The 12,413-nt window shown below is 60.3% G+C and carries 9 protein-coding genes; 8 read left to right on the top strand and 1 reads right to left on the bottom strand.

What is annotated here, in order from left to right; translation table 11 throughout:
* Positions 1-175 precede the first annotated feature (175 nt).
* From P5205_21845 to aspS, 5 genes are all read left to right on the top strand, one after another.
* A complete protein-coding gene (locus tag P5205_21845; protein HSA13006.1) occupies positions 176-388 on the top strand; it encodes a DUF433 domain-containing protein in 213 nt (70 codons plus the stop codon).
* Positions 389-706 (top strand): DUF5615 family PIN-like protein, encoded by a 318-nt coding sequence (locus tag P5205_21840; protein ID HSA13005.1) that lies wholly within the window; start codon positions 389-391, stop codon positions 704-706.
* Between the two features lie 85 nt (positions 707-791).
* Positions 792-1,193, top strand: a complete 402-nt coding sequence (locus tag P5205_21835) for a hypothetical protein (GenBank protein ID HSA13004.1) — start codon at positions 792-794, stop codon at positions 1,191-1,193.
* 45 nt (positions 1,194-1,238) lie between these two features.
* Entirely contained in the window at positions 1,239-3,638 is a 2,400-nt protein-coding gene (locus P5205_21830) for a glycoside hydrolase family 2 TIM barrel-domain containing protein (protein HSA13003.1), read from the top strand.
* A 624-nt stretch (positions 3,639-4,262) separates the two neighbouring features.
* Positions 4,263-6,062 (top strand): aspartate--tRNA ligase, encoded by a 1,800-nt coding sequence (aspS, locus tag P5205_21825; protein HSA13002.1) that lies wholly within the window; start codon positions 4,263-4,265, stop codon positions 6,060-6,062.
* A 9-nt stretch (positions 6,063-6,071) separates the two neighbouring features.
* On the opposite strand, the gene P5205_21820 is transcribed toward aspS, so the two are convergent.
* Complete coding sequence (locus tag P5205_21820) at positions 6,072-6,971, bottom strand: glycerophosphodiester phosphodiesterase family protein (GenBank protein ID HSA13001.1); 900 nt, start codon at positions 6,969-6,971, stop codon at positions 6,072-6,074.
* A gap of 157 nt (positions 6,972-7,128) precedes the next feature.
* Here P5205_21820 and P5205_21815 point away from each other — a divergent pair, with 157 nt between their 5' ends.
* From P5205_21815 to P5205_21805, 3 genes are all read left to right on the top strand, one after another.
* On the top strand, positions 7,129-9,330 hold the full coding sequence (locus P5205_21815; GenBank protein HSA13000.1) for a histidine kinase: 2,202 nt from the start codon (positions 7,129-7,131) through the stop codon (positions 9,328-9,330).
* A gap of 1 nt (position 9,331) precedes the next feature.
* Positions 9,332-10,003, top strand: a complete 672-nt coding sequence (locus P5205_21810; protein HSA12999.1) for a response regulator transcription factor — start codon at positions 9,332-9,334, stop codon at positions 10,001-10,003.
* Between the two features lie 180 nt (positions 10,004-10,183).
* Positions 10,184-12,019: an Ig-like domain-containing protein gene (locus P5205_21805; protein HSA12998.1), complete on the top strand. Its 1,836-nt coding sequence runs from the start codon at positions 10,184-10,186 to the stop codon at positions 12,017-12,019.
* Positions 12,020-12,413 lie beyond the last annotated feature (394 nt).

Raw genomic sequence — 12,413 nt, 5'->3', positions numbered from 1 at the left:
GGAGGACACGCCGGCCGGGCGGCAGCGCTTTGAGGAGTGGATGGAGCGGCGGCGCGCGGAGGAGACCGACCCCGAGGCGCTCAAGGGGTTACGGCGTGGGTGGTGCCTGGGCGGCGAGGGCTTCCGACGTCAGACCATCCTTGCTGGCGCACGGAAAACGGCGTAATCTCTTACCGTGAAACTTGAATCGGTTATTCATTGGGATCCGGACATCCTCGGGGGCACACCCGTTTTTGTCGGCACACGGGTGCCGGTCCAAAGCTTATTCGACCACCTGGAGGCGGGCGACTCCATTGACGACTTCCTGGAGGGCTTTCCAAGCGTGCAACGGGCCCAGGTTCTCGCGGTGCTGGAAGAGTCCCGTAAAGAACTGCTCCAGCCCGCCTGAGTGAACATCCTGCTGGACGAGAACCTCGACTGGCGGCTGCGACGCGACCTGCCCGGCCACACCGTCGAGTCGGTGCCGCTCATCGGCTGGGCGGGTCTCAAGAATGGCGCGCTCCTAGCCGAGGCCGAGAAGCGGTTCGACGTGTTGCTGACAATGGACAGCAACATGGTGCACCAGCAGAACCTGGCCCGGTTTCACCTCGCCGTCATCGCGCTCCAGGCCCGGAGCAACCGGCTCGCGGACACCCGCCCCTTAATGGCCAAAGTGATAGCCGCCCTGTCGAGCCTCCAGCCCGGGACCCTGACGGTAGTGTGCTGACGGTCACTCACCCGCGCAGCGCTGAGTACGCGCGGCGCGCAAAAGCAAATTCAGTAGCATTTTTTTTGGTTTGGCGAGGCAATCCATGGCGCAAGATGTTCCAGCCGGACTGCAGGCCAGCATCAATCGGCAGGTGCTCGACCACCTCGAAGGCTTGTCCGCGCATTCGGATGTCGCGGAGGCGCTGACCGCGGCCTTGCGGCCGCTGGGAGACGTCCAGGTTTTTTGTCCTGATCCGCAGCGGTCTCGGTATGTGGCCGCTTCCACCAAAGGTATCATCATGGCGTTTGCCGTCGGCATGAACACGGTCGCTTTCCGATTGGACGAGCGTATGAAATCCCGGGCCCTCGCCAGCGGAGGCATGCCTTATGTCCAGTGCGGTGGCGATTGGGTATCATTCACCTTGTTTCGAAGTGACTGGCCCAGGGTTGATCTTGAGTTCTGGGCGCGGAAGGCCTACGTTGCCACGCGAGAGTTCGAACAGTGAGAGCTTTGAATGCGCCCTGCCTGACTTCTCCGGATCCCTAAACTCATGACAATACTACGCTCGGCGCGGCTGATTCATGCCGCGCTTACCCTTCTGCCTGGCATTTCCACCGCCCTGCCCGGAGATTGGAAGCCCGCGCCCGCGCCACTAACGACCCGGTGGACCAGCCGGGTCAATCCGGACAAGCCGTTGCCGGAGCACCCGCGCCCGGGATTCAAACGCGATTCATGGCTTTCTCTGAACGGACTGTGGGATTACAAAATTGAGAAGGTTGATTTCGTCTCAGTCCAGGGTTTCATCCAAACGGAAACGATGACATCAGGCCAAATCCCCGAGGCATGGGCGGGGAAGATTCTCGTTCCTTTCGCGGTGGACGCGCCGCTTTCGGGAGTGATGCATGTCCTGCGGCCGCAGGAGCGGCTTTGGTATGGTAGGAACTTTCGCGTCCCTCAGGCATGGGAGGGGAAAAGGGTGCTGCTGCACATCGATGCCAGCGATTGGGAAACCACTGTTTATGTGAACGGGACTCGCATGGGCCAGCATCGAGGAGGCTACGATCCGTTTCTGTTCGACATCACCGACGCCTTGCAGGAGGGCGACAACCGGCTGCACGTTTGTGTTTGGGACGGCACGGAACAGAACTGCCAGCCGCTCGGCAAGCAGATCACGCCCGAGAACAGGCGCGGGTTTCGCTATCAACCTACCGGGGGCATTTGGCAGACGGTGTGGCTTGAGGCCGTGCCCGCCACCCGCATCGCGTCATGGCGCGTCGAACCGCGCCTGGATGGGTTTGATTTTGTAGCGTGGATCACAGGAGCGGCCGACGGCTGCGAGTTGGTGATCGACGTGGGCGGTCAGAAGCCGGCGAGGTATGCCTGCTCGGGCGGCACGAACATCAGCGGGACGGTGACCATTGACCGGCACAGGCTGTGGACGCCGGAGTCGCCCCACCTGTATGACATAAGACTGTCGCTTTTGCGCCGGGGGAAGACGCTGGATCGGGTGGGGAGCTACACGGGCCTGCGGACGTTTGGCCGGGATGCCGCCGGCCGGCTTTTGCTCAACGGCAAACCGGCGCCGCTGTTGTTCGGGCCCCTGGACCAGGGCTACTGGCCGGATGGGATTCTTACGCCGCCGCACGACAAGGCGATCGAATACGACCTGAAGTATTTGAAATCAATCGGGTGCAACCTGACCAGGGTGCACATCAAAACGCAGCCCTCCCGTTGGTATTACCATGCGGACAGGATCGGTTTGCTGGTGTTTCAAGACATGGTTTGCACGCCAAAATACGGGCAAACCGTTGACCCCGCGGGAGCGCTCAACTGGCAGTCGGAGTTTCAAGAGATCATGCGCGATTTCCACAACCATCCGTCCATAGCCGCGTGGATTATGTTCAATGAGGCCTGGGGGCAGCATGACACCGTTCAGAACACGGGCTGGGTCAAGGAGTTCGATCCATCGCGGGTGGTGATCAGCGCTTCCGGGTGGACCGATTACGGCGCGGGCGATGTTCTCGACATTCATGATTATGCGTTCTACCCGAGCGCGCCGATCGAGGATGGTTTTGGAAACAAGCGAGCGCGGATGTTCGGGGAGGTGGGCGGGCACAATCTTCTCCTGCCGGGAAAAAAGTGGCACGCCGGCCAGGAACAGCCGCCGGGACCGCCGCTGGAAAGAGCGGCCGGGCGGATGAATTTTAATTCCACAAGCGACCTGGCGCTCAAGTATCCGTTCTACATGCGCAACCTTCGGCATTTTGCCCAGCGCGCCGGCTACCAGGGTTTTGTTTACACGCAGATCAGCGACATCGAGCACGAATGCAACGGCTGGTTAACCTACGATCGAGAGGTTTCCAAGCTGCCGCCCGCAAAGTTTAGGGAGATCCACCGTCTGCTGGCCAGTCCCGCCCGCTACACCGAACTCGCGGGAGAGGGAACCTGGCAAGCCATGGCAATTTCGCGGGTAGCCGGACCCGCGGCAGACCCGGTGCGTTCCGCGCCCTGGGCGCAGCCGAACTTCGAAGCGAGCAAGACCCGGACGATCCGTCTGCCCTGGTCAGGCCCCAGCCTGGCCGCCAACGACGCGGGCATGGCGCTGGGGCTGGTCCAAAAATTTACGATAAAATCTTCGCCGCGGCGCGCGGTCTTGGAAATACGCGCCCTTCATAAAGAGGCGTCCGAACCGCCTCGCCGTGAGAGGTTGAACGGCCACGCGGAGTTGTTCCGTTCGGAAATCAACTGTGTCACCTGGCTGGACGGCAAATTTCACCGGCGCGCCCGGGCAGGCATTCAACCACGCCACGGGGAGGTCGTCACGTTTCTCGAACTCACCGACGGCGAGGTGGCTGCTTTGACCCCGGGAGAGCATACGCTGGGAATCACCATACAGAATCCGGCGGCGACCGTCCGATTTTCGGCAAAGCTGCTTGCGTATACGGAGTGATCCTGTTGCCGCAGCGACGAGATGCCGACTACTTGGAAGCGCGGAAGGCGTCCAGCACAATGAAGCTCCGCTGATCTCCTTGCCCGATCCAGGCCACTGGTCGTCCGGAGCACAAGCTCAGCAGTTCTTCATCGGTGAGCAGCCTGATATCCGTTCCCGGTATGAACTCCATCGTTTTCGTCCGGGTATGAACAGCTGCTTCGCGGGTGTCCCGGGGATGCTCTCTTCCACGGAACCAGATGGGACTCAACCCCAGGCAAGTGACGGCGGCCAGCATAACAGCAGTGCGGGCCAGGCGAAGCCGCCGATTGTGTCTCCGGGCATAATTCATCGTGCAGTTCAGCAATGATGCCTGGTAATTCGGGTCTTCCGAAAAAACATGCAGCAACTCGCGACTGTTTTTCAGGCTACAAATTCTTCAAAGCCATATTGCGGAGCGAGCGCCGCGCCCGAAGCAGCCGGGACTCACCCGCGCAGCGCTGAGTCCGCGCGGCGCGCAAAAGCAAATCAGTGCTCGTTTTGCAGTTGAAATCGTGCCGTTCCTCGGCAACATCTGCTCTCGCTTTTGAACTCGGGTTGTCGGGCACGGGGTTTTGCTTCCCGCCTCCCACGTTCTGCTGAAACATGAAACGAACGCATCATTGCAACGAGCTGCGCCCGGCGCATATTGGCCGAACCGTGGTCCTTGACGGCTGGGTTCATTCCCGGCGTGACCTTGGCGGGCTGATCTTCATTGACGTCCGCGACCGCGAGGGACGCACCCAGACCGTGTTCGACCCATGCGACCTGCCCAAGGACCTGTTCGAGCAGGCCGCGTCGCTGCGCAGCGAATGCGTGGTCCGCATTACCGGCAAAGTGCGCGCGCGTCCTGCCGGCACGAATAATCCAAAGATCCCGACGGGGGAAGTCGAGGTCATGGCCAATGCGCTGGATCTCCTGAACTTCGCCGAAGTGCTGCCCTTCCCGGTGGATGACCCGGAAGTCGCCAGCAAGGTGAACGAGGAAATGCGTCTGAAGCACCGTTACCTCGATTTACGCCGACCGGAGATGACCCGAAACCTCCGCCTCCGCGGCAAGGCGGCCACCGCCACGCGGCTCTACATGGATGAGCAGGGCTTCCTGGAGGTCGATACGCCGGTCCTTTTCAAGAGCACGCCCGAGGGGGCGCGGGAGTTTCTGGTGCCGAACCGGCGCGAGCCGGGGACGTTTTACGCGTTGCCACAATCGCCGCAACAGTTCAAGCAGATCCTCATGGTTGGCGGTATCGAGCGCTACTACCAGATCGCCCGCTGTTTCCGCGACGAGGATCAGCGCGCCGACCGTCAGCTCGAATTCAGCCAGATTGACATCGAGATGTCATTCATCGAGCGCGAGGATATCTATGCCTTGATCGAGGGGCTGCTGAAGCGAATTTGGAAGAGCACCTTGAACATTGACGTGCCGACGCCATTCAAGCGGCTCACCTTCCAGGAAGCCATCAATCGCTACGGAAGTGACAAGCCCGATACACGCTTCGGCATGGAGCTGGTGGATTTCACTGAGGAGTTCCGGGGCAGCAAGTTCAAGATTTTCAGCGGCGCGGTGGCCAACCAGGGCGTTGTCAAAGCCATCAACGCCAAAGGCCTGGCGTCTGTCACGCAGGGCCAAATGGATACCATGACCGAATACGCCAAGAGCTTCGGCGCCAAGGGCCTGGCCTACATCAAGGTCGAAGGCGGCGAGTGGAAGTCGCCCATCGTGCGGTTCTTCAGCGATGCGGAGAAGGCGGCGCTGAGCGGCAAGCTGGGCGTCGAGGAGGGGGACTTAATCCTGTTCGCCGCTGACCAATGGCTTACCGCGTGCGAGATCCTGGGCAAGATTCGCCTCTATTGTGCGGAGGTCTTGAAAGGGCAGGGGACACTCACCATCCCGGCCGATCAATTTGACTTCCTCTGGGTGGTGGATTTCCCGCTGCTGAGTTTCGACAAGGAACAGAACCGCTGGTATTCCAGCCATCACCCGTTCACCGCGCCGGTTGCCGAGGATATTCCGATGCTCAGAACGGATCCGAAGAAGGTGCGCGGCCAGCACTACGACATGGTCGTGAACGGTGTGGAATTGGGTGGCGGTTCAATTCGTATCCACCAGCCGGACGTGCAGAAGACCGTGTTTGAAGAGGTGCTGCAAATTCCCCCGGAGGAAACCAGGTTGCGGTTCGGTTACATGCTGGACGCCTTCCGGTACGGCGCCCCGCCGCATGGTGGCATTGCCCTTGGCTTTGACCGGCTATGCGCGATTCTCTGCGGCACGACCAGCATCCGGGACGTGATTGCGTTCCCAAAAACTGCCAAGGGAACCTGCCTTATGACCGAGTCGCCTGCGCCCGTGTCGGCGCGCCAGTTGCGCGACCTCCACCTCGAGGTGAAGGCGGCAAAGAAAGAGTAGTCGGGACCGTTAACTCGCGCGCAGCGCGAGCGCCTTCCACATCAAGGACGTGTTGTTCGTGATGAGGCCGTCCACGCCCATATCGAGCAGGTCGTTGGCAAGTTCCAGTTCATTGATGGTGTAGACCCAAACCTTAAGTCCCCGCCGGTGGGCGGCGCGCACAGCCTCCTTGGAAACCTGGCGGTTCCAAACCACAACTTTCGCCCCGGTCTTGCCAAGTTCGTCCAGCCAAATAACGCTAAGCTCTTTGGCAACGCCGGCTGGCTTCTTCCCGTCAGCGAATCGTTCCGGAGGCCCAAGTGCCCCGAGCACTTGGGCCGGCTCCTGGTCATGAAAGCCGCGCAGGTACTCCCAATCAAACGACTGAACTATCACCCGGTTGATTAGGTCCTTTTCCCGCAGCAGTTTGATGCAATCGGCCGGAGCACCAGTCTTTCGCTCAACCAAAGTCACCCCGCCGGCTTGAATCACGTCCAGCGCCTCCGCCAACATCAAGATGCGTGTGCCGGCATACTTTGCATCGAACCAACTGCCCGCATCGAGGCTCTGAATTTCCGCCGCGGTCTTCGTCTCCACCTTGATCTTCCTCTGCGACCACCGGTTCGTGGCGTCCGTAGTGCGATCCAGCACGTGATCGTGGATGACCACCAGCTTGCCATCCTCGGTGCAATGATAGTCCAGCTCAACGAGATCAGCCCCGGCCCCCACGGCGAGCTTGAAGGCCGGCAGCGTATTTTCCGGCGCAAAGTCGGAATACCCGCGATGGGCAATGACAAGAGGTCGTTGGCTGGCCAGGAGGTTCAATGCGGGCATAACCGGTTCCGAGGCATACAAGTTCAGGGTGCCCAGAACCAAGCTGATTGCGCAGACCGATTCGAGCAAGCTCTGTGGCGAAAGTAAAATCTTCATTCTCTCCTGGGCACCATGCGACAGGCCCACACCCGGCGCAAGCGGAAACCTTACTCGGGGACCGACGACTGAATCCGGCCTTGGGCGGCGGTAGCATTCCAGCAGAGCGCGCTTTGCAAGCCGCTGGTCCGTGCTACATTACACTGTGCGAAAGGCGATGAATGCTATAAGCAGGATCATCTTTGGCCTGCGCTTTCGCCTGTTACTGCTAGTTCTGCTGGTGTGCGCGCCACTAGTTGGTGTGGCGCTGCATTCCGCGGCTAAAGAAAGGCGACGCGTTAAGTCTGTGTGGAAAGAGCAGGCCCATGAGATGGTCCCGCTCGCCCACCAGGCAGAGCAGGCCTTGCTCAAACAGAGCCGGGAATTGCTGGTTAGGGTCTCGAAGATGTCCGCGGTGCGCTCGGGCAACCGCGAGGCCTGCAAGTCGGCGTTGAACGACGTGTTCGCAAGCTACCCAAGCTACGCCAACCTGGGGGTGATTAACAGCAACAATGATGTGCTGGCCAGCGCCCGCACGTATATCGAACCCGGTGATGAGGCAAATCGCAGGTTGTTCCGGCGGGTGCTCGCAGGTGGCGGACGATTTGCGATCGGCGATTACGCAGTTGATGCCGGAAGCGGCAAGCCGGCCGTCTCTTTTGGCTATCCAGTCTTCGACGAATCCAGGCGCGTCCAAGCTATGGTGGTTGCTACTGTCAAGCTGGAGTGGCTGGGACGCGCCAGATCAGAACTCTCGGCGCGAATTCGGCCCAGGGCGACTTGGACGGAGATTGACCGCGACGGCACAATACTCGTGCGTTATCCCGCGTCAAGGCTTTCGAGCGGCCACCGTTTCCCGAATCCCGCATTGGTAAAGACAGTCTTCAGTCAAAAGGATGGTATCGTGGAGGCCAAGGACACCAGCGGCGCTCCCGCTTTCTTTGCATTTGCGTGCAGGGACAGTCAACTGGTGCCGGAAGTGGTGGGCACCATTTTGAGCATTCCGAAACATGTCCTCTTTGCTGGACCAAACCGTGCGCTGATTCAGAGTCTAAGCTGGATTGGCGTTGCCGCCGGCTTTGCGTTCACGCTCGGATGGGCGGGGAGCACGTTCCTGGTCATTCGGCCCGTGAAGGCGTTGGTCCGAGCCAGCGATCGGTTGGCCAGCGGCGTGCTCAGCGCCCGCACAGGTCTCCGGCACGGCAAGGATGAGCTGGGCCAGCTCGCTTGCACCTTCGACCAAATGGCACAAGCCATTCAAGAGCGCGACCGCCAACAGCGACTCACCGAAGAGACGTTACAGACCCGGGATCACATGATCCGCGAACTGCCCCTGCTGCCTGCCGCCGTGTGTGTCTGCGATCAATTCGGCAGTCTCCAACTCTACAATCACACAGCCGTCGAGATGTGGGGCTACGATCCGGGCGACCAGGCCCCAAACCACCGCTACTGCGGCGCACAATTGCTCTTCTACCCGGACGGTATGCCAATGCCCCATGCCGAATCGCCGGCAGCCGAAGTGCTGCGCACGGGCACTCCTTTGCGGAACCGAGAGTTGATCATTGGGCGCCCCGATGGGACACGCGTTCCGGTCCTGGCGAATGTGGTTCCGCTACGCGACTCGGAGGGTTTGATCATCGGCGTTGTCAGTTGTTACCAGGACATCAGCGACCGGAAGCGCTCCGAAGCCAGGCTTCTGGAATCCAATGAGAAGCTGCAACTCCTGTCGCGTCGCCTGGTTGAGTCCCAGGAGACGGAACGACGGCACATTGCGCGAGAACTCCACGATGAGGTGGGGCAGACACTTACAGTGGCGGAGATGAATCTTCAGGCCGTGGTGCAATCGTCACGAGGGACTTCACTTAGGGTGCGTCTGAAGGAAAGTCTTCAAGCTGTCGAGCGCGTGCTCGGACAAGTGCGCGATTTGTCCCTGAATCTACGACCGTCCATGCTGGACGATTTGGGGCTGGAGCCGGCGCTGCGGTGGTATATCAACCGTCAGGCTGCAGCGGCCGGGCTTCAGGTCGAATTTCAGGCCGACACTCTAGACCAGCGTCTCGACCCGGTCGTAGAAACCGCCTGCTTCCGCATCGCCCAGGAAGCTCTTACTAACGTGTCGCGGCACGCACGAGCTCACAGCGTAAAGGTGGAACTGCAAAGACAAAACGGCTTTCTGCATCTGTTCGTGCGTGATGACGGTATCGGATTCGATGCCGCCGCGGTCCGGGAACGGGCGGTGCTGGGCGCCAGCCTGGGCCTATTGAGCATGGAAGAACGCGCCACGCTCACTGACGGCGGCTTTGAATGCAAGTCCGCACCCGGCCAAGGCTCTGAGATACATGCTTGGTTCCCGCTGAGATGGCGGACGACGGAGGCTTGATATGAAACCGAAGTCGCCAAAGCCGATTCGTGTTGTCCTGGCAGATGATCATCCGATCGTTCGCGGCGGCATTAGCCAGGCACTTAGGGAACTCCCCGGCGTTGAATTGGTCGGCGAGGCCAATGACGGTCGTGAGGCCATAGACCTGGCCAAGTCGGCCCACCCCAACCTGATCTTGATGGATATCTCCATGCCCGGCCTTAACGGTTTGGAGGCGACTGAACGCATTGTCAAGGCTTGTCCGCAATCGCACGTAATCATTCTCTCGCGGCACGATGATGACCAGTATGTCTGGCGCGCGTTAAAGGTGGGCGCTCGCGGTTACGTTCTCAAGAAAGCGGTTATAGCGGAATTGAAGGTAGCCGTGCAACGGGTGGCCGGCGGAGAAATCTATCTTAGCCGGGAAATCGAAACGCGCCTGCGAAACCAACTTCCCTTGCACCAAATCGCTCACGCTCGCAGCCCGGTCGAGCAGTTGTCGGCCCGCCAGCGCGAGATTCTCCAACTCATCGCCGAGGGCCAAACCACCAAGGCAATCGCGCTCACCCTGAAAGTCAGCCCCAAGACTGTGGAATACCACCGCGCCAAGTTGATGCAGCGCCTCAATATCTTCGACATCCCCGGGTTGGTCCGCTTCGCCCTCAAGACAGGGCTGGCGTCGCAAGAATCCTGACCATCGCGGCTCCTGGGGGCACTTGGTTCGTACCAAGGGTCTTTCCTAAGGTTCTGCAAGGACCTTCCTTGTAGCGCCAACGTGCTTTTGGGGCAAATTGGCGCCATGAACCTGTGTTCACTTCCGAGAGTGGTATGGGCAGTAACGCGTGAGCCCGGCAAGTTGGCTCCAGCCCGCTGAATGAACCCGCGTCACCAGCGCCGGATCCGCGATCTGTTCCAACTCGACCGATCGGGCGATTCTTCCCGTCGGCTGGCCTGCCTTCGCAGTCTGTTTCGAAGCTTCGGCACAGTTCTGATTGGGGCTACGCTCGCCTCATCCTCCCATGGGGGGAGCGCCGTTACCCTTGCCTGGGACCCCAGCCCGAGCACGGGTATAGCAGGGTACCGCCTCTATTTGGGGCCCGCCAGCCGGAACTATACCAATGTCATTCCAGCGGGAAAGGCTCTCACTGTGACAGCCTCAAATCTCGTCCAGGGCGCGACCTACTACTTCGCCGTTACAGCTTTCAGCACCAACGGGCTGGAGAGCGATTACTCCAGCGAGGTCAACTGCACTATCCCGGGGCCGAGTGCGCCTCCCTCCATCTGGCTGACTTCACCAGCCAACGGCGCGGGGTTCCTGGCGCCAGCAACCATCAACGTTGCTGCCAGTGTTAACCCAAACGGCGCCAGCATCACTAGCGTGCAGTTCTATGTACAAGGTTCCAGTGGCACGAAGATGCTCGGAGCGCGCTCCTCGGCGCCCTACACCTTCAGTTGGGTTGATGTCGGCCCCGGCAGCTACAGCCTGACGGCGCTAGCTGTCTATAGTTCCGGCAGCACGGTCGCCTCCGCTCCGGTTAGTGTGACGGTTACCCATGTGCCGCAACCGTCTATTGCGCTGACATCGCCAGCCCATGGCGCAGTTTATAGCCCGCCGGCCACCATTCCGTTAACCGCCAGTGTTGTCTCCAACGGTTGCTTGATCACACAGGTTCAGTTTTATAACGGCACGAAGCTGCTCGGGTCAGATGGCGTGCCGCCATACAGCTATTCCTGGAATAATGTGAGCGCGGGTAGTTACGGCGTGAGCGCGAAGGTCATTTATGGCTCCGGCAGCATGGTCAGCTCTGCCGCCGCAAACGTGTCCGTCGCCGCTGCGCAGCCGCCGTCGGGGACGACCTTTGCCGCGGACTCCGGCACGTTCAGCGCCCCCTTCATTGCCAGCAATGGAACTTTGTCCCAATTGGCACTGACGGGGGTTAACAACGGTGGTCGGGCCGCCTACAACTTCAACATCGTCCATGCCGGAAATTACCTTGTTTCGGCACTCGTCCGCGCGCCCAACGACGGTCAAAACTCGTTCTACGTCAACATTGACGCAGAGCCGACCGATCCCTTGATGATCTGGGACATCCCAGTCAGCACATCGCTGACGAAGCAGACCGTATCCTGGAGAGGCAATGGCAATGGCGCTCCTGCCTCGTCGCAGTACGCCCCAAAAGTATTTGCCCTTTCGGCGGGGGCGCACCAACTGATTATTCGGGGTCGTGAAGCGAACACCACACTGGGGACGATCAGTATTTTGGCCATGCCTCCCAAACTGCAAGTTCACGCGGTGCCCGGCGGCTCAGTGACTTTGACAGCCACAGGCCAACCTGGCCAGAGTTATAAGGTAGTGTGCTCGCAAGACCTCAGGACATGGGCGATTATCGGCACCATGACGCTCGGCGCGAACGGGTTGGGTGAGTTCACTGATCCGGTCGGCAACTGCCAGAAAAGCCGTATTTATCGCCTAGAGGATATCCCGGTCGCTCTTCCAGCAGAGCTCCAGGTCCAGACTTCGGCTGGCGGCCCGGTGATCTTGAGCGGAACAGGTCAGAAGGGACAGACATATAGCATCCTGAGTTCACAAGATCTCAACACCTGGACAGCTATCGGCACCACGACTATCGATTCGGGCGGATCGTTTACTTTCACTGATCCTTCAGGCAGCACCCGCCCCAACCGGCTCTATCGGTTGCAGAAGCAGTAGGGCCGGTAAGTCACTCTCTGTCCCCATCGCCTTCCTCGTCAGGAGTGCCCAGCTTTGTGGGGAGCAGGGGAGCAGGCAGGGCAGGGGGGGGGGGGGAAGCTCCCGATCAGGCCTCTCCACACCCCTGAGCCGTCAGGGCACCATCCAGCGCGCCCGCGCACAGCCCCTCAGCCGGTCACGGCACAAGAGGAAACGAGCCCTGCCTGCTCCCCCGCTCCCTACAAAGCCGGGGCCTGAGTTACGATGCAGGCCTTGTTACCCGCTCGCCCTCGCGCCATCCTGTGCAATCAGGACTCGGGGGCCTGGTAGGGAGGGGGGACATCAGACATCGCGAGGTTCCTGATCCCTTCCCCCCATTTTTTGGACACCGTGTACTTGCGTCCGCTTCACGTTA

The organism is Candidatus Paceibacterota bacterium, assembly GCA_035452965.1.
Classification (GTDB): Bacteria; Verrucomicrobiota; Verrucomicrobiia; order Limisphaerales; family UBA8199; genus UBA8199.
The sequence above is the reverse complement of the archived record's forward strand: the minus strand, read 5'-3'. Positions and strand labels throughout refer to the sequence as shown.

Excerpts from the sequence above, each read along its gene's own strand:
- P5205_21815 (HSA13000.1), top strand. The coding sequence starts at position 7,129 with ATGAATGCTATAAGCAGGATCATCTTTGGCCTGCGCTTTCGCCTGTTA.
- P5205_21830 (HSA13003.1), top strand. The coding sequence starts at position 1,239 with ATGACAATACTACGCTCGGCGCGGCTGATTCATGCCGCGCTTACCCTT.
- P5205_21820 (HSA13001.1), bottom strand. The coding sequence starts at position 6,971 with ATGAAGATTTTACTTTCGCCACAGAGCTTGCTCGAATCGGTCTGCGCA.
- P5205_21810 (HSA12999.1), top strand. The coding sequence starts at position 9,332 with ATGAAACCGAAGTCGCCAAAGCCGATTCGTGTTGTCCTGGCAGATGAT.
- P5205_21805 (HSA12998.1), top strand. The coding sequence starts at position 10,184 with ATGAACCCGCGTCACCAGCGCCGGATCCGCGATCTGTTCCAACTCGAC.
- aspS (HSA13002.1), top strand. The coding sequence starts at position 4,263 with ATGAAACGAACGCATCATTGCAACGAGCTGCGCCCGGCGCATATTGGC.
- P5205_21835 (HSA13004.1), top strand. The coding sequence starts at position 792 with ATGGCGCAAGATGTTCCAGCCGGACTGCAGGCCAGCATCAATCGGCAG.